Origin of the sequence: Specibacter sp. AOP5-B1-6 (assembly GCF_052376555.1) — a bacterium.
GTDB lineage: Bacteria > Actinomycetota > Actinomycetes > Actinomycetales > Micrococcaceae > Specibacter.
This window is the reverse complement of record NZ_JBQSVT010000042.1, coordinates 1-26,692: the sequence shown is the minus strand read 5'-3', so window position 1 is coordinate 26,692 and position 26,692 is coordinate 1. Positions and strand designations below refer to the sequence as shown.

The 26,692-nt window shown below is 64.6% G+C and carries 25 protein-coding genes; 12 read left to right on the top strand and 13 right to left on the bottom strand.

What is annotated here, in order from left to right; translation table 11 throughout:
• Window positions 1-26: 26 nt before the first annotated feature.
• The 4 genes from ACT3TS_RS16475 to ACT3TS_RS16460 all read left to right on the top strand — a co-directional run bounded on the left by ACT3TS_RS16475 (window position 27) and on the right by ACT3TS_RS16460 (window position 3,562).
• Window positions 27-428 carry a helix-turn-helix domain-containing protein gene (locus ACT3TS_RS16475; RefSeq protein ID WP_444532610.1) on the top strand — a complete coding sequence of 134 codons (402 nt, stop codon included), beginning with the start codon at window positions 27-29 and terminating at the stop codon, window positions 426-428.
• Between the two features lie 138 nt (window positions 429-566).
• Window positions 567-1,370 carry an alpha/beta fold hydrolase gene (locus tag ACT3TS_RS16470; RefSeq protein ID WP_444532609.1) on the top strand — a complete coding sequence of 268 codons (804 nt, stop codon included), beginning with the start codon at window positions 567-569 and terminating at the stop codon, window positions 1,368-1,370.
• 159 nt (window positions 1,371-1,529) lie between these two features.
• Complete coding sequence (locus tag ACT3TS_RS16465; protein WP_444532608.1) at window positions 1,530-2,165, top strand: hypothetical protein; 636 nt, start codon at window positions 1,530-1,532, stop codon at window positions 2,163-2,165.
• 59 nt (window positions 2,166-2,224) lie between these two features.
• Window positions 2,225-3,562 carry an aminotransferase-like domain-containing protein gene (locus ACT3TS_RS16460; RefSeq protein WP_444532607.1) on the top strand — a complete coding sequence of 446 codons (1,338 nt, stop codon included), beginning with the start codon at window positions 2,225-2,227 and terminating at the stop codon, window positions 3,560-3,562.
• 86 nt (window positions 3,563-3,648) lie between these two features.
• On the opposite strand, the gene ACT3TS_RS16455 is transcribed toward ACT3TS_RS16460, so the two are convergent.
• The 4 genes from ACT3TS_RS16455 to ACT3TS_RS16440 all read right to left on the bottom strand — a co-directional run bounded on the left by ACT3TS_RS16455 (window position 3,649) and on the right by ACT3TS_RS16440 (window position 8,693).
• Window positions 3,649-5,145 (bottom strand): dihydrolipoamide acetyltransferase family protein, encoded by a 1,497-nt coding sequence (locus ACT3TS_RS16455; RefSeq protein WP_444532606.1) that lies wholly within the window; start codon window positions 5,143-5,145, stop codon window positions 3,649-3,651.
• Between the two features lie 12 nt (window positions 5,146-5,157).
• The gene (locus ACT3TS_RS16450) at window positions 5,158-6,132 is read right to left on the bottom strand and encodes an alpha-ketoacid dehydrogenase subunit beta (protein ID WP_444532605.1); all 975 of its coding nucleotides are present in this window, start codon (window positions 6,130-6,132) and stop codon (window positions 5,158-5,160) included.
• Window positions 6,129-7,406 carry a pyruvate dehydrogenase (acetyl-transferring) E1 component subunit alpha gene (pdhA, locus tag ACT3TS_RS16445; protein ID WP_444532604.1) on the bottom strand — a complete coding sequence of 426 codons (1,278 nt, stop codon included), beginning with the start codon at window positions 7,404-7,406 and terminating at the stop codon, window positions 6,129-6,131. The genes ACT3TS_RS16450 and pdhA overlap by 4 nt, the downstream gene beginning before the upstream one ends.
• A gap of 165 nt (window positions 7,407-7,571) precedes the next feature.
• A complete protein-coding gene (locus ACT3TS_RS16440; protein WP_444532603.1) occupies window positions 7,572-8,693 on the bottom strand; it encodes a histidinol-phosphate transaminase in 1,122 nt (373 codons plus the stop codon).
• Between the two features lie 66 nt (window positions 8,694-8,759).
• On the opposite strand from ACT3TS_RS16440, the gene ACT3TS_RS16435 reads away from it, so the two are divergent.
• Window positions 8,760-9,188: a phage holin family protein gene (locus ACT3TS_RS16435; RefSeq protein ID WP_444532602.1), complete on the top strand. Its 429-nt coding sequence runs from the start codon at window positions 8,760-8,762 to the stop codon at window positions 9,186-9,188.
• Window positions 9,189-9,195: 7 nt separating this feature from the next.
• On the opposite strand, the gene ACT3TS_RS16430 is transcribed toward ACT3TS_RS16435, so the two are convergent.
• Both ACT3TS_RS16430 and ACT3TS_RS16425 read right to left on the bottom strand, forming a co-directional pair.
• Window positions 9,196-10,785: a hypothetical protein gene (locus ACT3TS_RS16430; protein ID WP_444532601.1), complete on the bottom strand. Its 1,590-nt coding sequence runs from the start codon at window positions 10,783-10,785 to the stop codon at window positions 9,196-9,198.
• 82 nt (window positions 10,786-10,867) lie between these two features.
• Entirely contained in the window at window positions 10,868-11,263 is a 396-nt protein-coding gene (locus tag ACT3TS_RS16425) for a hypothetical protein (protein WP_444532600.1), read from the bottom strand.
• A 138-nt stretch (window positions 11,264-11,401) separates the two neighbouring features.
• Between ACT3TS_RS16425 and purB the strand changes: the two genes are divergently transcribed.
• On the top strand, window positions 11,402-12,844 hold the full coding sequence (purB, locus tag ACT3TS_RS16420; RefSeq protein ID WP_444532599.1) for an adenylosuccinate lyase: 1,443 nt from the start codon (window positions 11,402-11,404) through the stop codon (window positions 12,842-12,844).
• Window positions 12,845-12,946: 102 nt separating this feature from the next.
• On the opposite strand, the gene ACT3TS_RS16415 is transcribed toward purB, so the two are convergent.
• On the bottom strand, window positions 12,947-13,438 hold the full coding sequence (locus ACT3TS_RS16415) for a hypothetical protein (RefSeq protein ID WP_444532598.1): 492 nt from the start codon (window positions 13,436-13,438) through the stop codon (window positions 12,947-12,949).
• Between the two features lie 238 nt (window positions 13,439-13,676).
• Here ACT3TS_RS16415 and ACT3TS_RS16410 point away from each other — a divergent pair, with 238 nt between their 5' ends.
• Complete coding sequence (locus ACT3TS_RS16410; RefSeq protein WP_444532597.1) at window positions 13,677-14,099, top strand: acyl-CoA thioesterase; 423 nt, start codon at window positions 13,677-13,679, stop codon at window positions 14,097-14,099.
• Between the two features lie 33 nt (window positions 14,100-14,132).
• On the opposite strand, the gene ACT3TS_RS16405 is transcribed toward ACT3TS_RS16410, so the two are convergent.
• Entirely contained in the window at window positions 14,133-15,335 is a 1,203-nt protein-coding gene (locus tag ACT3TS_RS16405) for an aminotransferase class I/II-fold pyridoxal phosphate-dependent enzyme (protein ID WP_444532596.1), read from the bottom strand.
• A 128-nt stretch (window positions 15,336-15,463) separates the two neighbouring features.
• Between ACT3TS_RS16405 and ACT3TS_RS16400 the strand changes: the two genes are divergently transcribed.
• A complete protein-coding gene (locus ACT3TS_RS16400; RefSeq protein WP_444532595.1) occupies window positions 15,464-16,120 on the top strand; it encodes a peptidyl-tRNA hydrolase in 657 nt (218 codons plus the stop codon).
• A gap of 658 nt (window positions 16,121-16,778) precedes the next feature.
• On the opposite strand, the gene rlmN is transcribed toward ACT3TS_RS16400, so the two are convergent.
• A complete protein-coding gene (gene rlmN / locus ACT3TS_RS16395) occupies window positions 16,779-18,047 on the bottom strand; it encodes a 23S rRNA (adenine(2503)-C(2))-methyltransferase RlmN (RefSeq protein WP_444532594.1) in 1,269 nt (422 codons plus the stop codon).
• Window positions 18,048-18,294: 247 nt separating this feature from the next.
• On the opposite strand from rlmN, the gene ACT3TS_RS16390 reads away from it, so the two are divergent.
• The gene (locus ACT3TS_RS16390) at window positions 18,295-19,305 is read left to right on the top strand and encodes an ElyC/SanA/YdcF family protein (protein WP_444532593.1); all 1,011 of its coding nucleotides are present in this window, start codon (window positions 18,295-18,297) and stop codon (window positions 19,303-19,305) included.
• Between the two features lie 72 nt (window positions 19,306-19,377).
• On the opposite strand, the gene ACT3TS_RS16385 is transcribed toward ACT3TS_RS16390, so the two are convergent.
• A complete protein-coding gene (locus ACT3TS_RS16385) occupies window positions 19,378-19,569 on the bottom strand; it encodes a hypothetical protein (protein ID WP_444532592.1) in 192 nt (63 codons plus the stop codon).
• Between the two features lie 115 nt (window positions 19,570-19,684).
• On the opposite strand from ACT3TS_RS16385, the gene ACT3TS_RS16380 reads away from it, so the two are divergent.
• Both ACT3TS_RS16380 and ACT3TS_RS16375 read left to right on the top strand, forming a co-directional pair.
• On the top strand, window positions 19,685-20,386 hold the full coding sequence (locus tag ACT3TS_RS16380; RefSeq protein ID WP_444532591.1) for a GntR family transcriptional regulator: 702 nt from the start codon (window positions 19,685-19,687) through the stop codon (window positions 20,384-20,386).
• A 63-nt stretch (window positions 20,387-20,449) separates the two neighbouring features.
• Window positions 20,450-21,661: an MFS transporter gene (locus ACT3TS_RS16375; RefSeq protein WP_444532590.1), complete on the top strand. Its 1,212-nt coding sequence runs from the start codon at window positions 20,450-20,452 to the stop codon at window positions 21,659-21,661.
• A 40-nt stretch (window positions 21,662-21,701) separates the two neighbouring features.
• Here the strand turns inward: ACT3TS_RS16375 and ACT3TS_RS16370 are convergent, their stop codons facing one another.
• Window positions 21,702-22,088: a DUF1304 domain-containing protein gene (locus ACT3TS_RS16370; protein WP_444532589.1), complete on the bottom strand. Its 387-nt coding sequence runs from the start codon at window positions 22,086-22,088 to the stop codon at window positions 21,702-21,704.
• 24 nt (window positions 22,089-22,112) lie between these two features.
• Entirely contained in the window at window positions 22,113-23,861 is a 1,749-nt protein-coding gene (locus ACT3TS_RS16365) for a pyruvate dehydrogenase (RefSeq protein ID WP_444532588.1), read from the bottom strand.
• Between the two features lie 204 nt (window positions 23,862-24,065).
• On the opposite strand from ACT3TS_RS16365, the gene ACT3TS_RS16360 reads away from it, so the two are divergent.
• Complete coding sequence (locus ACT3TS_RS16360; protein ID WP_444532587.1) at window positions 24,066-25,562, top strand: mannitol dehydrogenase family protein; 1,497 nt, start codon at window positions 24,066-24,068, stop codon at window positions 25,560-25,562.
• Window positions 25,563-25,649: 87 nt separating this feature from the next.
• Here ACT3TS_RS16360 and ACT3TS_RS16355 read toward each other — a convergent pair whose 3' ends face one another.
• On the bottom strand, window positions 25,650-26,618 hold the full coding sequence (locus ACT3TS_RS16355; RefSeq protein ID WP_444532586.1) for a type IV toxin-antitoxin system AbiEi family antitoxin domain-containing protein: 969 nt from the start codon (window positions 26,616-26,618) through the stop codon (window positions 25,650-25,652).
• Window positions 26,619-26,692: the final 74 nt, after the last annotated feature.

The following is a 26,692-nucleotide window of genomic DNA, read 5'->3' as shown; positions in this document are numbered from 1 at the left end:
CCTTAGCCCGGGCTACCATTTGTTCCATGACATTACATGCCCCGAGAGTCAGCACCCCCCTGGAACCAGCCGAGCAAGCAATTCTGGCGCGCACGCTCACGGGCGGCGACGACGTGACGGTGTTTGTGGATGGGACCGCACACCGCTTGGGCGTCGGCGCACGTGAGGCTGTGCTGGACCTGCTGCACCGACTCTCCCGTGGGGACGCCGTCAGCGTGGCCAGTGTTGCCGATTTGCTCACCACCTCCCAGGCCGCCGAACTTGCGGGAATCTCCCACACCTTCCTGCGCAACCTCACAGACAGGGGTGAGGTCGCCGTCGAATACCGTGGCTCCCACCGGCGCATTCGCCGCCAAGACATCATGGCCTGGCTGGCGTCCCAACAAACCGTGTCCCAACAAACCGCCTCGCAACCGACCGGCAAGTAAGCCCGGCCACCCGCTCGAGGTGCACCCCTTGAACGTACTTGGCACTTCATCTGCGCGCCGGGGCAGAACCATGGACACGCGGTGCGGACAGCGGTAGCGTCTTTCTGTATCCAAGCGTGTACCCGGCAAGGAGCAATCATGAGCAGTTATGTGACGTCAACCGACGGAACCCGCATTGCCTACGACTCCCAAGGCACCGGTCCGCCAGTCATTCTTGTTGCCGGAGCCATGCAATTTCGGGCATTCGACCCCACAACTTCGGCGATGGGCGCGCTGCTGGCCGCGGAGGGCTTTACCGTCATCAACTTTGACAGGCGCGGCCGCGGCGAAAGCGCAGCAGCACCCTCGTGCACACTTGCCGACAACATCGAAGACCTTCGCGCACTCATCGCCATGGCGGGTGCGCCGGTTGCCCTGGTGGGAAATTCATCCGGCGGTTCCATCAGCCTGGCGGCCGCCGCCGCGGGTCTCGATGTCTCCCAAATGGTGCTCTTTGAGGTCCCGCTGCGGGAAGAACTGGGCAGCTACGGGGCCGAATTTGCGGCAGGTCTGCGCGAAAGAATTGCCAACGGAAGCCCCGATGAAGTCATTGAATACTTCATGAAGGACATGCCGCCGGAGTGGCTGGACGGGGCACGCAACAGCCCGGGCTGGCCCGTCATGACGGCCATGGGACCCTCACTGGACGCGGACGCCGAATCCCTCGCATGGACCCAGTCGGCTCCCCGCGCCGAGCTCTTTTCCAGCATCGGGGCTCGCACCTTGGCGTTGGTTGGCGAGCAAACACTGCCGATCATGCCACCGGCCGCCGAATCCATCGCCGCCAACGTCCCCCGGGGCGCATATGACACCATCCTAGCGGCCAACCACAATTGGGAGCCCGCTGTCCTGGCGGAGCGCACCGCCCGGTTCCTCAAGGAAACGCCCGCCGCGGCATCTTAAACCTGCAGATCTGGACGTTCACCGTGACCTGCCTGCGACGAGGTTGCAATTGAACCCGCCTTGACCCGTGGCCCTTTCTGCGCGCCCGTATCCCCCGTAGCGTGCTGTCATGGAACATTTCCGCTCCCACGTGCTCAACTGGAGGTAGCCATGCCCCGCATGCGAACGTCTTCAATCCTGGCCATGCTGGCCGGTGCCGCCTTAATTCTGGGCGGGGGCGGCTGCGCGGCACGTGCACCGGCCGGCACGCAGCCGGGCCCGACCGTGCCTGCGGCCTCCGCCGCCAATACCCCTGCGGGTGGTGGGCCCGCGACGACAAGCCCCGTTCCGGCGTCGACCGCCGCTGAACTCCCGGCCACGACCAGCGAAAGCGAACCAACGGTGCTGCCCACCTTCGCTTCGGTCACCGCGTTTTACATTGCCGAAGGCGACGGCGGCATATCGGGTCCAGCATTTGGCTGCGGTGACAGCGCCGTGGCCGTAACGAGCCCCGCCATCAGCTTCACCGACCCCGTCGAAGCCGCGTTTCGGACACTGCTCGAAAACAAGGACATGGAAGTTGGCGAGTCAGGATTGCGAAATGCGCTCTGGCAGTCGGATCTGTCCGTGAAGTCAGTCGACAGGTCAGGGCCCACCGTTAAGGTGAATCTTGAGGGCACGCTTACGGTGGCCGGCGAGTGCGACATTCCGCGGGCGCAGATCCAACTTCTGCTCACGGCCCAGCATGCTGCCGGCGTCCCGATTGAAATTATGGTCAACGGGGAACTGCTGGCTGACGCACTGGGCCTGAAATGAAAAACACTCTGGAAAAACTTTTGATGCCTATTTAGCAACAGTGGCTATATCCTGAGGAGGTGAACACTCCAGACGCAGGCGCCAATGCAGCCGCCGAAACACTGTCCGAAGAAGCCGTCGACGCCCTGACCAGGGCCCAAAGCAGCGCCGTACCCACTGCCGCAGGCACCAACAGCGCCACCGACCACAGGCATGACGCCCTGTTGTCGGCACGCGCCGCCAACATCAAGCAGTCCGCGGTGCGTGACGTGTTTGAAATTTCAATGCAGCCGGGCCTCGTGTCACTCGCCGGCGGAAACCCCTACCTGCAGTCCCTGCCCCTGGAACGCCTCGCCACCACGGCCGCCACGATCATCGCCGATCACGGCCTGGAAGCGCTGCAGTACGGCGGCGGCCAAGGCACCTTGGAGCTGCGCACCCAAATTTGCGCCGTCATGGCCGCGGAAGGCATCCATGACGCGGATCCCGACAACGTCGTGATCACCGCAGGCTCCCAGTCCGCCCAGGATGTTGCCGCAAAGGTCTTTTGCGATCCCGGCGACGTGATCCTGCTCGAGGATCCCACCTACGTTGGCGCCCTGAACACCTTTGAGGCCTACGAGGTCGACGTCCGGCCGGTTGCCGGCGACGAAAACGGCATCATCCCGTCACAGCTGCGCAGCACCATCGCCAGCCTGCAGTCCGAGGGCAAACGGATCAAGTTGTTGTACACGATCCCGAATTTCAACAACCCTTCCGGCGTGATGCTGGCACCGGAGCGCCGGCAGGAAATTGTCGACATATGCCGTGAAGCGAATATTTTGGTCATGGAGGACAACCCCTACGGGCTGTTGAAGTTCGACGGCGTCCTGCCGGAACCCCTGCGCGCAGCGAACCCCGAGGACGTGCTGTACCTGGGCTCATTTTCCAAGATCTTTGCCCCCGGCCTGCGCATTGGTTGGGCCCTGGTGCCGGCCCACTTGAAGCAGCGCTACTACCTGGCCAGCGAAGCCGTGACGCTGTGTCCGCCCACGTTCAACCAGCTCCTCGTCAGCGACTACCTGCGCAATTACGACTGGCAGGGGCAGATCAGCACCTACCGCGCGCTCTACGCGGAGCGCTGCGCGGCACTGCTGGCGGCGCTCGACGAGTACATGCCCGCCGGCGTCACCTGGACCCGACCGGAAGGTGGCTTCTTTGTGTGGCTCACCCTGCCCGACGGCATCGACAGCTATCCACTGCTGTACGCGGGAATCGACGCCGGCGTTGTCTTTGTCCCGGGCGCCGCGTTTTCCGCCGCCGAAGGCCCCAGCAACAAGCTGCGCCTGGCATTCAGCGCCGTCCCTCCTGAGGAACTCCGGGAAGGCGTTAAGCGCCTGGCCCCGGTGCTGGCTGAAGCGGTCGCCAACCACTCTTAAGCAAGTAGCCCGCAGAAGTGGCGGTTCAGTCAATCGTTTTCGATTGACTCAGCAGCCACTTCTGCGGGCTACTTGTAAAAGGGCGGTCAGTCCAGCAGCAGGGCTGGCTCTTCCATAATCGCCGCGACGTCTGCCATGAAGCGGGCCGACAGGTCGCCGTCGACCACGCGGTGGTCGAAGGAGCCGCCCAGGGTCGTGATCCAGCGCGGAATGACCTCGCCGTCCAACACCCAGGGCTTTTGTTTGATCGTGCCAAAGGCGACGATCGCCACCTCACCCGGGTTGATGATGGGCGTGCCGGTGTCGATGCCCAGCGCGCCAATGTTCGTCACCGTCAGGGAACCACCCTGCATGTCGGCCGGCTGGGTCTTGCCCGCCCGCGCCGTCGTCGCCAGGGAATTCAACGCAATGGCCAGCTCCTTCAACGACAGCTTCTGCGCGTCCTTGATGTTCGGCACCATGAGCCCGCGCGGGGTGGCGGCGGCTATCCCCAAATTCATGAAGTGCTTGATGATGATCTCATCACCTGTCCACGTGGCATTGACCGACGGGTTGCGGGCGGCCGCCCAAATGACGGCCTTGGCCAGGATCAGCAGGGGCGAGACCTTGATGCCCTCAAAGTCGCGCGACACCTTCAGCCGCTTCACAAATTCCATCGTGCGCGACGCGTCAACGTCGACAAAAATGCTCACATGCGGAGCCGAGAACGCGCTCTCCACCATGGCCTTCGCCGTCGCCTTCCGCACGCCCTTGACCTTGATGCGTTCAATGCGCGGATCATCGGCGAGCCCGGTTCCGGCGGCCGGCGCCCAGAACGTGCCCGCGCCGTCGTGCTCGGCCGTGCGCTGGTCCTGGTAGCTCAGCAGGTCTTTCTTGGTCACCTCGCCGCGCAGGCCGGTCGCGGACACCTCGCTCAGGTCGATGCCGAGGTCCTTGGCGGCCTTGCGGACAGGAGGTTTCGCCAGCACACGGTTCGCCTTGGCCACCATGCGTCCGGCCGTGGCCGCCGCCTTGGCAATCATGTTCGACGCCGGATCCTGGCCAGCTGCCTTCGCTGCGGCGGTTGCCGCAACAGCAGGCGCGCCGGGTGCTGCCGGTGCTGCGGCGGGCTCGGGGACGCTGGGTGCAGCGGCAGATATGGAGACGCTGGGTGCAGCGGCAGGCGCGGGCGCTGGTTCCGGGGTGACGCCAGCGGGTGACGCGGCAACCCGCGGACGGCGCTTGACGGCGTCGGCCTTGGGACCGGAACCCACCAGCGGCTTCATCACCTCAGTCGCTGCTTCCTCAGCGGCAGCAGGTGCAGCGGGAGCCTCAGTGGCAGCAGCAACTGGCGCGGAAGCTTCGGAACCAATGGCAATGATGGGTGTGCCCACGTCCACCGTGTCGCCCTCTGCCACCATCAGCTGGGCCACCATGCCCGCGTAGGGCGAGGGCAGCTCAACAATGGACTTGGCAGTTTCAATCTCCACAATGACGTCGTTGATGGCGACAATGTCGCCAAGCTTGACCTTCCACGAGACGATTTCAGCCTCGGTCAGGCCTTCGCCGACGTCGGGCAGATTGAACAGGTTCAGGGTCGACATGGTGCGGCCTTCCTAGTATGCGAAGGCGCGTTCCAACGCCTCCAGCATGCGGTCAATGTCCGGGAGGTAGTGCTCTTCGACGCGGGCCACCGGGTAGGGCATGTGGAAGCCGCCCACGCGGATGGCCGGTGCCTCGAGTGAGTAAAAGCAGCGTTCGCTGATGCGGGCGGCGATTTCGCCGCCGATGCCGCCAAAGGTGGGCGCTTCGTGGGCCACGACCAGCCGTCCGGTCTTGTTCACGGATGCTTCCACGGTGTCAAAGTCGATCGGCGAGATGGAACGCAGGTCAATGACCTCAACACTGTGACCGTCCTCGGCGGCGGCGTTGGCCGCGGCCAGTGCCACGGGAACCAGCGGCCCGTAGGCCACAAGGGTCGCGTCAGTGCCTGCACGCACCACATGGGCCTTGAACGGATCGCCGGGCGAGTTCTCGGCGTCGACCTCGCCCTTGAGCCAGTAGCGGCGCTTGGGTTCAAAGAAGATTACCGGGTCCTTGCACTCGACCGCCTGCTGGATCATCCAGTAGGCGTCGTTGGCGTTGGACGGTGTGATGATGCGCAGCCCCGCCGTGTGGGCGAACAGCGCTTCCGGTGATTCGGAGTGGTGCTCGATGGAGCCAATGCCGCCGCCGTAGGGGATGCGGATGACCACCGGGGCGCTGAGCTGACCGTCGGTGCGGGTGTGGATTTTTGCCAGCTGCGTTGTGATCTGGTTGAAGGCAGGGAACACAAAGCCGTCGAACTGGATCTCACAAATGGGCCGGTGCCCGCGCAGGGCCATGCCGATCGCCGTGCCGATGATGCCCGATTCGGCCAGCGGTGTGTCCATGACCCGGTGGGCGCCAAATTCCTTCTTCAGCCCCTCCGTGACGCGGTACACCCCGCCAAGTGAACCGATGTCTTCACCCATAAGGAAGCTCTTGGGGTCGTTGGCCAAGGTGGCGCGCAGGCCTTCGGTGATGGCCTTCGCCATTGTCATCGTGCTCATGCGGCCCCGCCCTGCGTCTCAGAAGTCTGCGTTCCAGCATCTGCAAAGGACGCCTCGTATTTTTCAAACCAGGCAAGCTCTTCGGCCACCAGCGGATGGGCCTCGGCGTACACCGTGGCAAATTTTTGCCGGATGTCCGCACCGCCCAGCGCCAGCGTGGCCTTGCGGACATGCGCAGCCAGCTCGTCACCGTCGTTCTTCACCTGTTCAAAGAACTCGTCATCCGCCAGCTCCCCAGCCCGCAGGTGCTTTTCCAGGCGCTGCAGGGGATCCTTCGCCTTCCAAGCTTCCTCTTCCGCGTTCAGGCGGTACTTGGTCGGGTCGTCGGCAGTGGTGTGTGCGCCCACGCGGTAGGTGGAGGCCTCGATCAGCACCGGGCCGTGGCCGTTGCGGGCATGCTCCAGTGCCCACTGGGTCACCGCGTAGACGGCCAGGACGTCGTTGCCGTCGACCCGGATGCCCGGAATGCCGTAGCCGCCGGCACGGTTGACTAGCGGTATCCGCGACTGGACCTCAAAGGGAACCGAGATGGCCCAGTTGTTGTTTTGGCAGAAGAACACCACCGGCGCGTCGTAGGACGCGGCGAAAACCATCGACTCGTGGACGTCGCCCTCACTGCTGGCCCCGTCACCAAAATAAGCCACGACGGCGGCCGGTTCGGTTGCGGGATCGGCCGCCAGGTCGCGGGAGATGCCCATGGCGTAGCCAACTGCGTGCAGTGTCTGTGCAGCGAGCACCAGGGTGTAGAGGTGGAAATTCGTTTCGCGGGGATCCCAGCCGCCGTTGGAAACGCCACGGAAGAGCTTGAGCAGGTCGGCCAGGTCCAATCCGCGCGTCAACGCCACACCGTGTTCGCGGTAGGTGGGGAACGCGTAGTCGGCCTTGTTCATGGCACGGCCGGAACCAATTTGGGCGGCCTCCTGGCCAAGGACAGGGACCCAGAGGGCCAGTTCACCCTGGCGTTGGAGGGCGGTTGCCTCGGTGTCGAAGCGGCGCACGATGGCCATGTCGCGGTAAAAACCACGCAGGGAATCGGCACTCAGCGCCTGGATGTAGGGGCTGAACGTTGCGTCGTGATGGGAGCCCCCGTGCTCGTCAAGGAGCTGGACCGCCTCGTGCGGCCCCACCGCCGTGTTCCGCAAAACACCGGCGGAACTCCCTGCCTGCGGGCGGGCTGATGCATCCGCACCGGGGCTGGCCGCCGCGCCGGCCGAAGCGGCGGCATTTGCCCCTGCAACGGATGAACCACTGGCAGCGTGTTGAGCGACGCCCATGCTGTCTCCTCGTCTGCCGGACTCCAGCGGCGGCAAGCACGCTGTCCCGACTCGTTGCTGTCGATATATGCCGTCACGGGAATGCATTCCCCGTGGTGCATATATATACGTTTTCGATTTACAACTGTATCGGTACAGGCTGGCAAAACACGCCTTTGTTAACCGCTAGGAACGCCGCGGCGCTTTTGTATAGGACGCACAGATCTCAAGGAAACGGCTGTTGGCCTCCGCCTCGCCGATGGTGACACGCACGCCCTCGTCGCCAAAGGCCCGCAACGACAGGGCCTGACTCTGGGCCAACACCGCAAACTCTTGACTGTCGGCACCAAGCTCCAGCCAGAGGAAGTTCCCCTGGGCATCCGGAACCTCCCACCCCAGCCCCTTCAGTCCGGCCAGGACACGTGTGCGCTCATCCACCAGGCTTTGTACCCTTTCCACAACCTGCCCATAGTGTTCCAGCGACGCGACGGCGGCTTGTTCAGCGATGCCCGAGACGGCAAACGGGGTTGCCGCGGCCCGGAGGTACTGGGTGATCTCCGGCTGGGAAATTGAATAACCAACACGCAGTCCGGCGAGGCCATGCGCCTTGGAGAATGTCCGCAACACCATCACGTTGGGGTGCCTGCGGTACAGGTCAACCCCGTTGACTGCATCGTCGGCCCGGACAAACTCCTGGTAGGCCTCATCGATGACAATGACCACGTTCGAGGGGATGCTTGTGATGAAATCCTCGGTTTCCTGCGAACGCAGCGCGGGGCCCGTGGGGTTGTTTGGTGTGCACAGCAAAATAACCCTGGTGCGACCGGTGACTGCTGCCGCCATGGCGGCAAGGTCGTGGCGGCCATCGGCGCGGACGGGCACCTGGACGCTTTTCGCGCCGGCAAGTCCCACACAGATGGGGTATGCCTCAAAGGACCGCCAGGCGTAAATCACCTCATCTTGTCCGCCATCGTCGTTTTGGCCGGAGAATGCAGCCAGGATCTGGTTCAGCGCGCCCAGGCTCCCCGCGCCGGTGACGATGTCGTCGGCGGGGATGTCAAGGAAGCTGGACAGTGCAGAGCGCACGAGCGTGCAGCTTGTGTCGGGGTAGCGGTGCACCTCAATGGCTCCGTGCAGCATGTCAAGCACGGCAGGCACCGGACCCAGCGGATTTTCGTTGGAGGACAGCTTGAAACTCTCAAGCCCGGGCACAGCTTCCGGCGGTTTGCCTGCAGCGTATTTGGGCAGGCGGCCCACAATGGGGCGCGGCTGCACGCCGGATGGCACGGTGCTGTTTGTCTCAGTCATGCATCAAGCTTAAGCCAGCACCCGCCGCGCCGGCTCCCGGACGATGGAATGTGAAACGATGGCTACATGCTGAGAATCATTATTCGGATTGTGGTCAATGCCGTTGCCCTGTGGGTGGCCAGCTGGGTCCTGCCCGGGATGCACATTGCATCAACCTCGATTGTGGGCACTGACGTGGCCGGTTCGGAGGGCACTGCCAACACCATCAACACGATTTTGGCGTACCTGTTCGTCGGTCTGGTTTTTGGTGTCGTCAACGCCCTGGTGAAACCCATCGTGAAGCTGCTCTCGCTTCCTGTGACGATTTTGACGCTGGGCCTGTTCACCATTGTCATCAATGCCGCCATGTTGTGGCTGACAGCATGGGTGAGCACCTTCACGCCGGTGCAGTTCACCATCGACGATTTCTTCTGGACAGCAATCCTGGCCGCCGTGATCATCAGCGTCGTGTCCATGATTGCCGGCAGCTTCGGCAAGTCCTCCGCACACCGCTAAGGCACCTTCACCGGATGCCGAGCCGGTAGCGGCCCCGGCCCGTGTTCTGGTCCTGGCCACCGTCCTTCTTTACCCCTGTGGGGCCAGGTTTGCGATTGGATTCGTTGTTCACGTCTCGGCCTTGAATGACCCATTTGGTCCCACCAACAGCAGCACCTGCCACCCCGACGCCGAGGAAATTTCTTAGGGTCTCCCGTGAAGCAGCCACGGCCGGGTCGTTGCTGCGATCAAGCGCCGCAGCATCATCGGCGTAGTTGTCCATCGAATGGGCATCACCCAAAAATTCGCCCAGGCCGCCGCCTCCGGCCGCGGCTGGCCGGTGGGAAGTAACCGTCACCCAATTCCTGGACGGTGCCGGCGGGCCATAGTCCGCCGCAGTGACAATGTCATTCTCGTTTTGCAGGTCCAGCACCGAGATCCCGTCACCCACATCGGTATTCTTCGCCGGCGAGCCCGCAATGATGATCATTTTGACATTCACATCAGCCAAAAAGGCCGGATCGGCCGCTGCGGCGGCGGCGTGGATGCCACCACCACTGTGCCCGGTCAGCAGCACGTCTTCCCCTGGCAGGGCACCCGAACTCGCGAGCCCAGCCTTGATCAGCTCCTGGACCAGCACTTCCTGTTGGTTGAACGCTTCACGACTGGCGGCCGTCATCCCCTCCAGGTTGCCTTCCATGTCAAAGGGGTTGGAACTGTCGATGGTGGACCAGTCTTCGGTCCCCGGCAGATGGACCACCCACGCGTTTTTCCCGTCCGGACGCTCGACCCGCACCACACCGATGGAACCTGGCGGGTATTTGTAGGCATCGTTGCTGCCATCCAGCATGCCCCGGATGCTGGCTTCAACCCGGCAAGGTTCACCACCGGCGGGCGTCGCATGGCCCGGCGGGTAAAACTTGACGTTGGCCGGGTCCCATTCCTGGGCTGGAACCTGCCGTACGGCGAGGTGCCCGGGTCGGGACAGATCTGTTGCATCGAAAAGTTTCCGCATGATGAAGGCCGGCCGCGCCCCAGTTGTGCTGGCATCTTTTCCAACCAGGCCGGAAAGTAGATACATCATGGCTGTTCCCGGCCCCAGAACACCGGCCGCGTAAGCGCCACCATGCGTCACCACTTGTTCAACGGCATCACGCAGTCCGTCGTGTGTGGCTGTTTCCAGCATTTTAAGGATGTCAGCGCCAAATTTGGCCGGAGCCAGCGGTCCCCATGCCCATGTACCCAGGCCCTCCCGCAGCATCGTCGTCTTCTCGGCATTGGCCAGGGCGTTGGCGTTGCGCGACTCTGTCTGGGCATAGTTGGATCCGGCCTGGGCCGCCTTGTTGGCCAGCCGTGTGACGCCTCCCTGCAGGCCCATGCACTGCCACAACGCCGCCCGCATGGCTTCCAAGCTCGCGATCGGGTAGACGGCAGCACCTGTTGCGGCCTCCCCCAGCCACACCCATTCCGACCGCAACCGGTCAGTCAAGGGATCCATGAGCTGGGCGATCCTGTGCAGCGCGACGGCTGCCTCGGTAATTTCCGCCACGGTGCAGCTGATGGAACCAGCACCGCCCGCGGACGTAAACGTGGTCCCGCCCCTCGTGTTGTCCGCCATCCCGGCCCTCCTGCTTCCTCTTGCCTGACAAGCAATTCCCTGCCCCGGTGACAATCGGCACCACCCGGGCCAAAATCGGTATCTAGAAATTCGGCCAACCCCTGCCCGCCCCCATGGTGCCGCCCCAGGCAGGAGTGAAGCCCGGGTTCATCGGCCAGCCCGGGTCGGCAGCTGCGCCGGAGTCGGCAGCAGCACGCAACCGGGCCCCGTAGCTGCCGAGCTCTGCCACGGCAGACTCAACCCGCCTCCCGGCCGCCGCGAATTCCGCCTCACTTTCAGCCAGCGACTTGCGGAACACCGCCGCGGCAGCTGAATTCCAGTCGACACTGTCCAACCCACACAACTGCAGGCGCAAGGCATCAAGGTCCCGGGCCACACCCGACAACCGTTCGGCCACCACCAACACCGATTCGGCGGATGGGCCCGCAGCGGCAACCGTCCCGGGCAAATCTGCGGCAAACCCTCCTGGGCAGCTCATGGAACCCTCCTCAACCTTGCACTATGGCCAGCCTAGAAAGCCCTGCGCCGGGGCACCACACCATCCCGGCAGAATGTGGATGTTCCACCCCTCAGCCCCCGCTGTGGAGGAATTGGCGGTTCATGAAAGAATTGGCCCATGTCTGATTCCGCAAACGCCACAGCCCGCATCCCTTCCGGCCGCCTGTCCCTGGCCGCTTCCTCCGAGCGCATCGCACTGGGGCCACTCGATGGCCGCTACTCCGGCGCGGTGGCCCCCCTGGTGGACTACCTGTCCGAGGCGGCCCTGAACCGCGACCGTGTGGGCGTTGAGGTCGAGTGGTTCATCCACCTGACAAACAACAATGTGCTGCCGGGCACCGAACCACTGACAGTGGAACAGCAGGCGGGCCTGCGCGCCATCGTCACCGAGTTTGATGCGGACTCCGTGAAGGAGCTGGCCGACATTGAAAAGGTCACCGTCCATGACGTCAAGGCGGTGGAATATTTCATCGGCAACCGCCTGACCGCACTGGGCCTCGAGCGCCTGAAGCCGCTGGTCCACTTTGGCTGCACCAGTGAAGACATCAACAACCTCTCCTACGCTGTGGGCGTCAAGGGTGCCGTTGAGGACGTCTGGTTGCCGGCAGCGCGTGCCCTGGTCGCCAAGATCGCTGAAATGGCCGAGGAAAACCGCGCCGTCCCGATGCTTTCGCGCACGCACGGCCAGCCGGCCACGCCCACCACGCTGGGCAAGGAGCTCGCCGTCACGGCGTTCCGCCTGACGCGCCAGCTGGACCGCATTGCGAAGACCGAGTTCCTTGGCAAGATCAACGGTGCCACCGGAACCTACGCGGCGCACTACGCTTCCGTTCCCGAGGCCAATTGGCAGGACGTTGCCAAGGGCTTCGTGGAGACCCTTGGCCTGGTCTGGAACCCGCTGACCACCCAGATTGAGTCCCACGACTGGCAGGCCGAGCTGTACGCCGACATGGCCCGTTTCAACCGCATCCTGCACAATCTGTGCACGGATGTGTGGAGCTACATCTCCATCGGCTACTTCGCCCAGGTCCCGGTTCCGGGCGCCACGGGATCGTCCACCATGCCGCACAAGGTCAACCCGATCCGCTTTGAAAACGCGGAGGCGAACCTGGAGCTTTCCAACGCCCTGCTGGACACCTTGGGCGCCACCCTGGTGACAAGCCGCTGGCAGCGCGACCTCACCGACTCCTCCAGCCAGCGCAACATCGGCGTCGCCTTCGGCCACTCACTGCTGGCCATCGGCAACGTTCTGGGCGGCCTGGGCCGGCTGGACACGGCCGAGGCCGTCCTGGCCGACGACCTCGACCACAACTGGGAAGTCCTCGCCGAGGCCATCCAGATGGTCATGCGTGCCGAGGCCATCGCAGGTGTCGAGGGCATGGAGGACCCCTACGAGCGCCTGAAGGACCTGACCCGCGGCCACCGCGTGGACGCAGAGCGCATGCAGGAGTTCGTTTCCGGCCTGGGTCTGTCCGACGGCGCTCAGGCCCGCCTGCTGGCCCTCACCCCGGGCAAGTATGTCGGCATTGCCGAGACCCTGGTGGACCACCTGAACAAGTAAGTCCCAGGCGTTTCCCGTCTGGGGAATGTTCGACGGCGGCACCCGGCCTGCGCTTCATGCGCAGCCTGGGTGCCGCTTTAGTTTTGGCAGCATCCGAACGCGTTACCGCCTGTCCAGCCAGGCGTCAAACATCTCACGCGCCACATCCTGCCGCCAGCGCCAGAGCTTGCAAGGCTGGGTCGATCCCCGCCGCACTTCCAGGCAGTCCGGCACCCCATACGGGATGCCGCAATCCGGGCAGCACTCCGCCTCCCAAAGAGCGTCGTTGACCATCACACCGTCTTGCAGCAGCTGGCAGTCGCCGTAGATGCCCATCCGCACGAGTCGCGTCCCAAGATTGGTGGCACGCGGCGCGTTGTGCCTCTGGTACGTGGCTGTCATGGCAAATCCGGCGGGTTCCAACAGCACCATGGCCCGCATTAAGAAGCAGATCATGCACTCGTTTCTGTCGGGCACCATGAGGGTGGTGGCCAGTTCCCGGAAAGCTCGGTCCACGTTTTCGTCAGGAGCCCCGTCCCTGCCACCGCCAACGCCCTCTACGCCCCCGGCTCTTTCAACACCCTCGCCGCCGCCTGCGCCCCTGTAGTGATCCATGGTTTTCCTTTCCACAAATCCAATCTCCCAGTTCAGCCGCCTGCGCAAAAGGGCCTTCCCGCATTTTGTGGACAACCACTGTTCCCGCCGTGCCTCTGGAGGAATGAATGCCCGGGCACCGGCTTTGCCCATCGGCTGCGGCCCCCGGGCCGCAGCACCCGGCTGTGGCACAAAACATGGTGTGTTCCCCCGTACAAAGCAACCCCGCGGAGAGAGCCTGACCGGTAGATTTGCGCATATGAGCAACGGCGATATCACCTTCCACACCCGCAAATGGGTCCGCCCCGAGGACCTCAATGCCAACGGCACCCTCTTTGGCGGCAGCCTACTGCGCTGGATTGACGAGGAAGCGGCAATTTACGCGATCGTCCAGCTCGGCAACGGCATGGCCGTGACCAAGTACATGTCTGAAATCAACTTCGTCTCGTCGGCCGTCCTGGGCGACCTCATCGAGATGGGCCTGACAGCAACACACTTTGGCCGGACATCCCTGACCATGCGCGCGGAAGTGCGCAACATGTTCACCCGGGAATCCATCCTCACCATTGAAAAGGTCGTGTTCGTCAACCTCGGGCCGGACAACAAGCCAGCACCGCACGGCTTTGATTCCATCACCTACGACCGGGACCGGGTGCCCACCACCCACCTGAAACCGGCCTGACCGCAGCGGCACACCTGCAGCCGCGTCACATCCTTAAGCCGCCTGGAACCGTTCGATCCGTGCCAAAGCTTCGCGGACGGCGTCGTACCCTGCGGCAAAGCTCAAGCGCACCGTGGCCATCCCGCCAAGCCCGTCAAAGTCGGCACCCGGCACCAGGGCGACGGCCTCACGCTCAAGCAGTGCGGCGCAGTACTCGCGGGAATCCGTGAAGCCTGCAAGCGCCGGTCCAAGGTTGGCGTAGAAATAAAAGGCCCCGTCGGCGGGCGCGGCATCCGCCCAGCCCAAATCGGGCACCTTCCCCAGGACGTAGTCGCGGGTGCGGGAAAACTCCGCCACGGCCGCTTCGGCCTCGGCATAGGAATGGTCGCTGAACGCCTCCAGGGCCGCCATTTGCGCCGGCGCCGGCGGGCACAGCGCCACATTGCCGGCCAGCGCGTCCACTGCCTGGATCAGGTCGTCGGGCACAATCGCCCAGCCGAGGCGCCAGCCGGTCATCCCCCAATATTTGGAGAAACTGGAAATCACGACGCCGGACCGGTCCAATTCCCACGCACAGACCCCCTGGGGATCGGGCGCACCCGGGGCGGGATAGGTGATGCCGTGGTAGATCTCGTCGCTGACCAACCGCACGCCGTTGTCTCCGCACCAGGTCGTGAGCGCGGCCAGTTCGGTCCGCGACACCATGGTGCCCGTGGGGTTCGCGGGTGAGGCAAGGACCAGCCCGGCCAGCGGCCCGTGCTCCGCTGCAGCGGCGGCCAGGAGCTCGGGGGTGGGCTGGAAACGGGTGTCGGCTCCGGCGTCGAGCTCGATGACCTCAATGCCCAGCGCCTTCAGGATGTTTTTGTACGCCGGGTAGCCGGGACGGGCCAGCGCAACCCTGTCGCCGGCGTTGAAGGAGGCAAGGAAAACCAGCATGAAGGCGCCGGAGGAACCGGTGGTGACGGCAACGTTCCGGGCCGGGACGTCGATCCCGTACCAGCGTTGGTAGTGCCCGGCGATGGCCTGGCGCAGTTCGGAGATGCCAAGCGTCGGCGTGTACGTCAGGGCCGTTCCGGAGGCGTGCAGTGCGGCGGCCCGGGCGGACACTGCGCTGGGTGCACCGCCGCTGGGTTCGCCGGCGCACAGTGAAATCACGTCTCGGCCGGCGGCCCGGAGCTCGGCCACCCGCTGCAGGATGTCCATGACGGCAAAGGGCTGGACGTTTGCGCGGCCGGCAACGGTGAGGGGTTTGCGCACGGGGGGCTCCTGGCAATGGCTTGGCACACGGCTTTGGCTGCCGCCGCGTGCGGCTGATACGGACCAGCCTCCAGCTTGCCATGGTCCGCTTGTCGCACGCCACCGGCGATGCCCCATACGCTTGAGGGGTGAGTGAATACACCGAACGCAGCGCGCAGGAACTGGTCCAGCCCATCATTTTGCTGGTGGACCGGGAGGAGCCGGCCAGCGAACAGCACGGCATCGCCGCAGCGGCGCTGGCCTCGGTGCAGGCGTTCCTGCGGGATCCGGAAAATCCCGACTGGCAGCAGTGGGCCGCCGGCGCGTTCGCCAAGTCGGTGCGCCGGGCTGACGCCAAGATGTTCGCCAAGGTCATCGCCGCGTTTCCGGACCATGTGCTTGCCACGGCGGGCGAAGCGAGTGCCGTCGGATTGCCGCCCATGCCGGCCGCGGAACTGCCCAAGCTGCTGGCCAAGTTGCAGGTTTCCGGCACGCAGCTGCCGCCCGGTGAGCCGCTGCCGCCTGCCCCGCTGAGCATAGTCCTCAACGCTTCCCTGGAGATGTCCACCGGGAAGGCTGCAGCCCAGGCCGCGCACGCACTGTTCGCGTGGGTGCTGGAAGCCAAGCCCGCAGCGGTGGAGGCCTGGGCTGTCGCTGGTTTCCCCGTGGGGATTCTGGAGCTGCCGGCCAAGGTGTTCCGCAAGGGCGCCCGCAAATCCTCCGGTCCTGTCATCCAGGACGCCGGCCGGACCGAAATCGAGCCCGGTTCCACCACCGCCTACGTGACTGTGGCAAAAGCCAGCTAAAAGGTTGCCACCGCCGTGCCCCTGCCACGCCGGTTATTATGTCCATGGCGGCCCCGGGTGCGGGACAACTCGCGACCACATTCCGCAAGGCGTCACGACCGTCCTGTCCACCCCAAGGCAACCGCGCACCTCGGCCAGCGCCCGAGGCGGAACGCATGCGCCGTCGTCGGTGCGAATCTGAAAAATGCAGGGTTCAAAAATGGACGTAACAACCTCGCAATCACAGTGAGCTCCCTGCCAGGGCGTCCGGTCAGGAGGTGAGGCACCCCGCTGCCGGCTCAAGCGCCAGCATTTCGCCAGAGCCAAGGTGCCGCCGCAACCAGAAACAACCGTGCGGCGAATAAAACAAGCCAAGCACTCTGCGGGTTGTGGCTCCAAAACCTGGTTCGGTCCCTTGGGTTTGGTCACTTGGTGCACAATAACTGCCATGATCGATCCCTCCCTCGGAATTCGAGCATGACCCACGTCCCTGCCGGGCACCATGGGCAGGCAACATTCTGTGCACAAATCCACCCGCAGCCCCGGCTGTGGACAACTCACCAAGCACCCAACACTGCCCGCCAAACCACCGCTTAACGCAAGGAACGACGCCGGAACCCAAGTTCCGGCGTCGTTCTTCAGTCAGGCGCTGCTCGCCCGGGCGTTATTCGCCAGGGCGCTACTCGGCGGCGGCGAGCTGTCCGCAGGCGCCGTCGATTTCCTTGCCGCGGGTGTCGCGCAGCGTGGTGGGGATGCCGTTGTCAATGAGCGTGTCAATGAATTCCTGCATTACCTCCGGTTCGGAGGACGTCCAGATGGAGCCGGGCGTCGGGTTCAGCGGGATCGGGTTCACGTGGACCCAGCCGCGGCCGCGCTGATTCAGCTTCTTCGCGAGCATCTCGGCGCGCCAGGGGTGGTCGTTCATGTCCTTGATCAGCGCGTACTCGATGGAGACGCGGCGCCCGGTGACCTTGTAGTAGTTGTACGCCGCATCCAGGGCGTCATCCACCTTCCACTTGTCATTGACGGGGATCAGCTCGTCGCGGAGTTCATCGTCGGGCGCATGGAGAGACAGCGCGAAGGTGATGTTGAGGCCCTCTTCGGCCAGCTTGTTGATGCCCGGGACCAGGCCAACGGTGGAGATGGTGATGCCGCGGGCGGACATGCCCAGGCCCTCGGGTGCCTCGGCCACCATGCGGTGCACGGCGTTCATGACGCGCTTGTAGTTCGCGAGGGGCTCCCCCATGCCCATGAAGACGATGTTGGTGACACGCTCGGCGTCGTGCCCGCCGTCGCGGCGCAGATTGCCCAGCCCGCCCTCGGCAATGACCCGGTTCGCCTGCACAATCTGGTCCAGGATCTCAGCCGTGGACATGTTGCGGGTCAGCCCCGCCTGGCCGGTGGCGCAGAACGGGCAGTTCATGCCGCAGCCGCACTGGCTCGACACACACAGCGTGACACGCCCCGGATACCTCATGAGCACCGACTCCACGAGCGAGCCGTCAAAGAGGCGCCACAGGAACTTCACGGTGTCGCCGTTGTCGGTGGAGAGGCGCTTGACCTCTGTCAGGAGCTTCGGGAACATGGTCTCGGTGATCTCGGCGCGGCGGTCCTTGGGAAGGTCGCTCATCTGCTCGGGATCGGTGGTGTAGTGCTGGAAGTAATGCACCGACAGCTGCTTGGCACGGAAGGCCGGCAGCTCCATTTCCTTGAATTTCGCCTCGCGTTCGGGCAGCGTCATGTCCGCCAGATGCACCGGCGGCTGGGATACCCGCGGGGACTTGAACTGCAGCAGCGGCCGGCCGCCCGGGTCCTTGGCCTGCTTCCAGCCCTCGGTGGCAGGCATGACCTGGGCAGGACGGCGGGCGGATCGCGTCTTTGGGGCGGTCGCGGCAGGTTCTGCGGTGGCGGCGAGCGCAGGGCTGGGGGTGCTTTTGGGGGAGGTCATCCTTTCCATTGTCTCGCACTTGCCCCAAACTGTCCCGTGTTGGCCGCCAAGATCACATTTCCCCCGCCATCAACAAGGCACGACGCCGGCCCGGCAGCACGTTCTGCGCTGCGCCCGCCGCCGTGGTTGCCCGCCGCGCCGGGAGGGGGAGCATGCGCCCGCATGCGCCCGGAGGCGGAGCATGCGCCGGGAAACCTCCTCCCCGGGCGGCATGCAGCATGCGGCCGGGAGCCTCTAGGCTGGAAGCATGACTTCCCTGTTCCTGGCTGCAATATTGGGCGCCGTGTACCTGTACCTGCGCCGCAAGGACGCCCGCATGCTACGGAACGGAATTGTGCTGGTGGCGGCCGTTTGGTTTGCCGTGGTGGGCATTGCCGAGATACTGAGCCAGTGGTTCCCGTGGACGCAATGGATTGCCCTGGGCCTGGTGGTGCTGACGCCGTTGGCGGTCATTGTGCTGGCCGGATTCCTGATCGGCAACGGCGCAACCATGATGCGTCAGGAGGGCCGGAGTGTGGGCAACCTGCTTTCCCTTCTGGCAGGCCTGGCCCTGTTGGCGCTGCCGGTGCTGGCCGCGCTTCTGGTCGTGACGCTCAACCCGTTGGCGATTGGCCTGGCTGCGCTGCTGTTCTTCCTGTGCAGCTATTTTGGCATGGTGTTTGTGGTGTTTCTGGCCTACGCGGTTGTCTACGGACGAATGAAGCCCAGCTCGAGCCCTGCCGCAGTGGTAATCCTTGGCTCCCAGATCATCAACGGAAACGTTCCACCGCTGCTGCGCTCCCGCCTGGACAAGGCCCTGGAGGTATATCGTGCCGCGCCCGCCGGCTCGGCTCCGCTGCTCATCCCCTCCGGCGGCCAGGGGGCGGACGAGTCGCGCCCTGAAGGCGCTGCCATGGCCGACTATCTGGTCTCCGCCGGGGCGCCGGCGGACCGCGTCATTGCCGAGGACCGAGCCGTCAATACGGCCCAAAACCTTGAGTTCTCCCAGACCCTGGCCCGCAAGCACGGGAGCGACGGGGCCATGGTGGTCGTCACCAACAACTACCATGTGCTTCGTGCGGCCCTGCTGTCGCGCAAGCTGGGAATCAACGCCGAAGTCGTCGGTTCCCCCACCGCCCGCTATTTCCTGCCCAGCGCCTTCCTGCGGGAGTTCGCAGCCGTCCTGGTTGAGCACAAGCGGCTGCACGTCCTCATGTGCCTGCCCTTTGTGGCCCTGACAGTGCTCTTGACGGTGGCCGTTCTCGGCGTATCCCAATAGCGGGGCAGCCCAACGGCACGACGGCCCGCCGACAGCGGCACGCGGGTGCCGCCGTCGGACCGTGACTGCAAGTCAGTCGACAAACTCCGACTGCGTCACGATGAAGTCCCACTCGCGCTGCGTCAGCGTTCCGTCGGTCATGGCACCGCCGGCAGCTTCCACTGCCGCCACAACGTTCGCGGGCACCACGGCAGCGCCGGCATTCTCGCGCAGCCACTGCTTTGCCCGCAGCTCCAGCGCAAGCCACCACAGATGAATTTCCATATTGGCCACCCCCTTGGATGTTCTTCCACGCTATGCCTGTTGCGGCACCCCAACAATGGTTAAAGTCACGGAAACTGTTGCATTTATCAATGCATTTATCAGCTAAACTGTAGGCATGGCAACAACATCACCCATCTCCCGCCACTGGTCCTGGCACCCGGAACCACTGCAGGCAAAAACGGCGGTGGAACGTGTCTATGGCAGTGTCAGCTCTGACATCGTGGGCGGCATCCTGCCCGGCGGAACACTCATCACCGAGGGTGAGATTGCCGAGCAGTTCGGTGTCAGCCGCACACCGGTCCGCGAGGCGTTTCTCCTCATGGAATCACAGGGGCTGCTGCGACTCTTCCCCAAAAAAGGTGCCGTGGTGACCACGCCCAACCCCAAGGAAAACGCACATCTGCTGCAGGTGCGCGTCATGCTTGAATCCCGCGCCGTGGAGCTGCAGACGGCCGGCCCGGCCAGCCACGCACAACAAGCGGACGGCTCTGCCGGGAGCGCGGACACGGCCGCCGATCTTGCCACGTTAATAGCAGTGCAGCGTGACGCCGCACAAAGAGTCGACCTGCCAGCCTTCGCCCGAGCGGACCACCAGTTCCATGCCCGCGTGATTGCGGGATCCGGCAATCCCATCATCGATGACTTCTATGCCCAGCTGGGGCCCCGGCTGGCTCGCCTCACCTGCCTGACCGTGAGCGCAAACACCGCTGGACTGCAGCGCTTTGTGGACGAACATGCCCAGTTGGCCACCGCCTTGGCCGCCTCCGACCACCGCAGCTACGAGGCCCTGCTGCAACGCCACATCGGTGCAGCGTAGCTTCCTCTCCGCAGCAACAGCGCAAAGCAACGAACAAAAGCAACCCTTAGGACAGTGATTTTCATGCGCGCCGCCCGCGCAGCATTCTGGCTTCGTGCCGCCCCCGCAGTTTTCGTCATGGCATGGGGTGGCAACCATTTCACCCCGCTTCTGAGCCTGTACCGCGACGTCGGGAACTATTCAGAAGTGAGCGTGGATTTATTTCTGGCCACGTACGTCCTGGGCTTGGTCCCGGGCTTGCTGGTCTCGGGCCCGCTGTCCGATCGATACGGGCGCAAGCCGCTTACCGTCATCGGCGTCATCCTCGGCATCGCCGCCAGCCTCATCCTGGCCGTGAGCTTCCACAGCGAGGTGCTCATGTGCGCCGGGCGCATGCTGGCGGGTGCCGGCGTGGGAATTGGCATGGCCGTGGGCACCAGCTGGCTCAAGGAACTGTCCGTGGCACCCTTCGACAAGACGGCAGATTCCACCGCCGGAGCCCGCAGGCCCTCCTTGATCCTGACGCTGGGCTTTGGCCTTGGCGCCGGCGCGTCGGGAGTTCTCGCCCAGTGGGGGCCGTGGCCCACAGCCACCCCCTATGCCCTGCATGTCCTCCTGAGCGTGTGCGCTTTGGCTGCCCTGCTCAAGGCACCCGAGACGGTGACCCCGGAGCTCCGGCACCCCGGCCAACGGGCCACTTCGCTGCGCGCGGACCTTCGCGTCCCGCTGGTTGGGCACCATAGATTCCGGCGGGTCATCGTGCCTGCCGCGCCGTGGATATTTGCCACAGCCGGCGTCGCCTACGCCGTGATCCCGATGCTGGAGGGCGAACGGCTTGGCAGCATGCAGCTGGGATATGCCACGCTGCTCACCGTCCTCACCCTGGGCACCGGCGCCCTCATTCAGCCATTCACCGCGCGCATCAACAAGGCAACCGGCGGCCGGGCACTTTTGGTGGGCATGTCGACCATGATTGCCGGCCTCGTCATCGCGGCGGTCAACGCCCATTACCTCTCACTGGTGGCAGGTGCGGTGGCCGCGGTGCTGCTGGGCGCTTCCTACGGCATCGCCCTTGTCTCGGGGCTCGTGGAAATCCAACAGATCGCCACCGGCCGGGACTTGGCGGGACTGACCGGTGTTTTCTACAGCCTCAGCTACCTTGGTTTCCTGCTGCCCGTGGCGCTGGCCGGGTTGGCGGGACTCGCCAGCTACACGGTGCTGCTGGGCACTGTGGCCGTGGTCTGCCTCGCCAGTCTTGCACTGGTTGCCAAGGGCCTGCGGGCCACTTCGGCGTAGCGGCCCGCGCAGGGCAGGCACGCCGTCGTGCATATCCTTCCTAGAACACCAGCCAGGCAAGGACAAGCACGACGGCGATCAGCGGGAAGGCGAGTTGCACCAGTGCCGCCTTGGCCTTCTTGGGCGATGAAATGAGCAGCACCAGCCCGGCCGCGAGCATGGAACCGCAGCCCGCCAACACGAGGGCTGCACCGACACCGTCGTGCCCGGTGGCCGCGGCGGCGATTCCGGCCGCGGCCACGACGGCCAGGAACAGGTTGTAGAAGCCCTGGTTGAAGGCCAGTTCCTTCGTGGCCTCCGCCTCCGCCATGGAGGTGCCGAACGTCGTTCGGGTGCTCACCGCAGTCCAGCGCAGCGATTCCAGCACAAAAATATAAACGTGCACCAGTGCTGCCAGCCCGGCGAAAATGAGTGCTGCGGTGAGCATGGGACTCCTTTGGTGGGTTTGGCGTCAGCCTCGGGGAATGTTGCGCAAATTCGACCGCGCCATGCTGACGGCTTCTCCGGCGCCCCTGTTCAGGACCACCTTGGACATGGCCGTGGCAAACCCCAAGATTTGTCCACCCTTGAGCTTGGGTGGGATGGACAGGGCGTTGGGGTCGGTGATCAGCTCCACCAGGGAGGGGCCGTTGTGGGCGAAGGCGGTACGGTAGGCGTCGGCGATGCCCGCCGGATCGGTGACACGCACGGCATGGAATCCCATGGCCGCGGCGATGGCGGCGTAGTTTGTGTCCGGGACGTCAACACCAAAGTCGGCCAGACCGTCCACCAGCATTTCCAGTTTCACCATGCCCAGGGTGGAGTTGTTGAACAGCACAACGTTGACGGGCAGCTGCTGGGCCGCGGCCGTGATCAGTTCACCCAGAAGCATCGACAGACCGCCGTCGCCGGACACGGAAATGACCTGCCTGCCGGGGTGTGCGGACTGCGCGCCGATGGCCTGCGGGAGGGCGTTGGCCATCGAACCGTGGAGGTAGGAGCCAATCAGGCGCCGGGTGCCCAGCGGGTTGATGTAGCGGGCCGTCCAGACATTGCACATGCCGGTGTCGGCGGTGAAGATGGCGTCGTCGGCGGCAATTTCGTCCAGCAGCGAGGCCGCATATTCGGGATGGATGGGCACCAGCTTGTCGGCCTTGCGGGTGTAGGCGCCGACCGCCTTGTTCATGAGCTTGTCGTGCTTTTTCAGCATTTGGTCCAGGAACCTTGAGTTCTTCTTGGCTGCCACGAGCGGGGTGAGGGCCGCCAGGGTTGGCAGCACGTCGCCGTGCACGGCGACGTCAACGTCGGTGCGCCGGCCCAAATGTTCGGGGGCACGGTCAATCTGGGCCGTGCGCGTGTCGGGCAGGAACTGGTCGTACGGGAAGTCCGTGCCGAGCAGGATCAACAGATCGGCGCCCGCAATGCCCTCCGCGGCAGCCCCGTAGCCCAGCAGGCCCGTCATCCCAATGTCATAGGGGTTGTCGTACTGGATGAAGTCCTTGCCGCGCAGGCTGTGCCCAATCGGGGCCTTGAGCAATTCGGCAAAGGCAATGACCTCGTCGTGGGCGCCCTGGACGCCGGCACCGGCAAAGATGGCCACCTTTTCGGCCTGGTTGATGGCCTCGGCCAGCTCCGCAACGCTCTCCGGAGCGGGAACCAGGCTGGCTGGGTGCACCGTGCGCTGCAGGGGCGACGGCGCAGAGGCCGGAAGGCTGGCGATGTCACCTGGCAGGGTCACAACAGCCACCCCGCGCAGACCCACTGCGTGTGCGATGGCGTTGTTCATCACCCTCGGAGCCTGGTCGGAAGTGCTGATCAGCTCGGAATACACAGAGCATTCGCCAAAGAGCCGGTCGGGGTGGGTCTCTTGAAAGAATCCGCTGCCAATCTGGACGCTGGGCAGATGGGAGGCGATGGCAAGCACCGGCGCTCCCGTCCGGTTGGCGTCGTACAACCCGTTCATCAGGTGCAGGTTTCCCGGACCACACGAGCCCGCGCACACGGCCAGTTTCCCCGTCAGTTGCGCCTCGGCACCGGCAGCAAACGCCGCAGCCTCCTCGTGGCGAACATGGATCCAGTCAATTCCGCCCTTCTCGGAACCCCCGGTTTTTCGCACCGCATCCACCAGCGGGTTCAGGCTGTCGCCCACGATCCCGTAAATACGCCGCACGCCGGCGGACTGCAATTGTTCGATGAGCTGGGTGGCAAGTTCCTTGGCCATGGCGGGCCTTTCTGCAGAGGGTTGTCCTACTCGCGGATACTGGCCAATATAGCCCCTCCTCCCGGCGGCACGGCGAACCACGGCCAAAGGCGCCTTCCGCCGGCCGCAAACCGCTGGCCCAAAAAAAGTTCCGCTCATTTGAGTGTATCCAAAGCGCTCATTTGATACAGTGGGATGAAGATCACGTCGCCGAAGGAGCGCAGCATGCCGCAACTCAATGCAGAAACCCTGGACCACCTGCCCACATCCGTCGCGGTGCCCAGCTATGACCGCAGCACAGTGAAAACGGGAATCGTGCACTTTGGCGTCGGCGGCTTCCACCGTGCCCACCAGGCCATGTACCTGGACCGGCTCATGAACGCCGGACAGGCGCTTGACTGGGGCATCTGCGGCGTTGGCGTGCTGCCCCACGATGAACAGATGGCCAAGGTCATGGCGGACCAGGACTGCCTGTACACCATGCTCCTGAAGCACCCCGACGGGCGGCGCGAGGCCCGGGTCATCGGCTCCATCACCGAATACCTGTTTGCGCCGGCGGATCCGGAGGCCGTCATCGAGAAGATGGCCGCCGCCGACACCCGCATCGTCTCGCTCACCGTGACCGAGGGCGGCTACAACTTCCACCACGTCACGGGCGAGTTTGACGCTGAACACCCGGACGTCATGCACGACCTCGCACCCAACGCGGCCCCGCGCACAACCTTCGGCTTCGTCGCGGAGGCGCTTGCCCGCCGTCGTGCCCGGGGCATTGCACCCTTCACGGTCATGTCCTGCGACAACATCCAGGGCAATGGCGACGTGGCAAAGAAGATGTTCACGGCCTTCGCCGAGCTGCGCGACCCCGAACTGGCCGCCTGGATGCGCGAGAACGTGTTGTTCCCGAATTCCATGGTGGACAGGATCACCCCCGTCACCACGGATGCGGACCGCAGCGCCATCGCCAAGGAATTCGGCATCGTGGACCAGTGGCCCGTGGTGTGTGAACCCTTTGAACAGTGGGTGCTGGAGGACCACTTCACGCAGGGCCGCCCGCCCTATGAGGACGCCGGCGTGCAGGTGGTGGACGACGTCGAGCCGTACGAACTCATGAAGCTGCGCCTGCTCAACTCCAGCCACCAGGCCCTGTGCTACTTTGGCACCCTGGCCGGCTACAGCTACGCGCACGAGGTCGCCCAGGACCCGCTGTTCGTACAGTTCCTGCTCGACTACATGGACCTCGAGGGCACGCGTGCCCTCTCCCCGCTGCCCGGCGTCGACCTCCCGCTGTACAAGCGCACCCTCATCGAGCGCTTCGCCAACGAGCACGTCCGCGACACCCTGGCCCGCCTCTGCGCCGAGAGTTCGGACCGGATCCCCAAGTGGCTCATCCCGGTCGTCTGGATCAACCTCAAGAACGGCAAGACCGGGAACGACGGCGGGATCTCCCGTTCCGCCGGCATCGTCGCCTCATGGGCTCGGTACGCCGAGGGGACGGACGAATCCGGGGCGCCCCTTGACGTCGTTGACCGGCTGAAGGAGCCGCTCATGGCCGCCGCCGCACAACAGAGCGAGGACAAGCTGGCATTCCTGCGCAACCGTGACGTCTTTGGCGATCTCGTGGACAACGAACGCTTCACCGACGCCTACCTGCGCACCCTGGACACCCTGCACGCCCGCGGCGCCCGCGCAGCCGTCGAGGAACTCGTGGCGCTGGGCCGGTAGCCCAACCCGTCGACCCACAACGTGGCAGACTGGCGACTGTAGGGGAACTTTGCCCTGCAGTCGCCAGCCTGCCACGTCATCGGTGCCTCACGGCTTGAAGCGGCCCCTGGCGGCGGCCATGGCGGCCAAGATCCGCCGTTTCAGCAGCTCCGGAACGGCCAGATCCTTCCACTCCACGCGAAGAAACATCCAACCCGCTTCCATGAGTTCCCGCTCCCGCTGCCGCTCCTCATAAATGGCCTCGTCCGTGCGCTTGTAGTCAAAGTATTTACTCTTTCCATCAAACTCGAGCGCCAATTTGATTTCGGGCCATGCCCCGTCCACCCGGTAATTGCTGCCGGCGGCCCGCAGCCACACCTGGTAGTCAGGCTGGGGAATGTTCATGCCTGCCACCGCCAGCCGCAGCCGGGTCTCACCGGCGGATTCAGAGCCTTTGTCCAAGGCTGCCAGCACCCGTCTTGCAGCCCGGACACCGCGATGGCCGGCCATCCGGGCAAGCAGCTGCTTCATGAGTTCCAGGCTCGCACCGTTGTGCAGGCCGGAGTCGCCAATAATTACTGCGTTGACAAAGGGCTCGGTACGCGCGCAATCCACAATGGTCTGCTCCAGCGATGTCACCCGTACAGTCCCATACTTTGCACGGGTGATGCGCCGGCGCAGTTCCGGGGCCAGCGTGCGCCGGTGCACACGGACACCCGGCACGGCACTGTCACCGGCAAGCGCGGACTTTGCTGTCACGTGAACGTCCGGACCGCCATTCCACACGTAAAGTCCCCACATCCGGGCCGCACTGAGATGGCTGTAAAGCGCTGTTGCTTTCGTGGCCTGGCAGTGCGCAAGCAGCCGCAGTACGTCCCTCTGGGAAGGAAACAGGCCCTCCCAATCACTCCTGCGGATGTAGACACCGTGCCGGACACGGAGGAGCAGGCCGAATTTCACTCCCGCCGCCAAGCGACGCGGCCCCAGCCCGACTCCTGTGAGCACTGCCGTGGTTGCAGAGGTCAGGCCGACCGGCCAGTCCCGATCGATGCCGCCGGCCAATGCTTGCAAGTCCATGCCACAAGCCTTGACCCGTCTCAGCCCGAATTCAATGCCCGACCGTGCGCCTGTGGATAACTCCGCCCAACGAC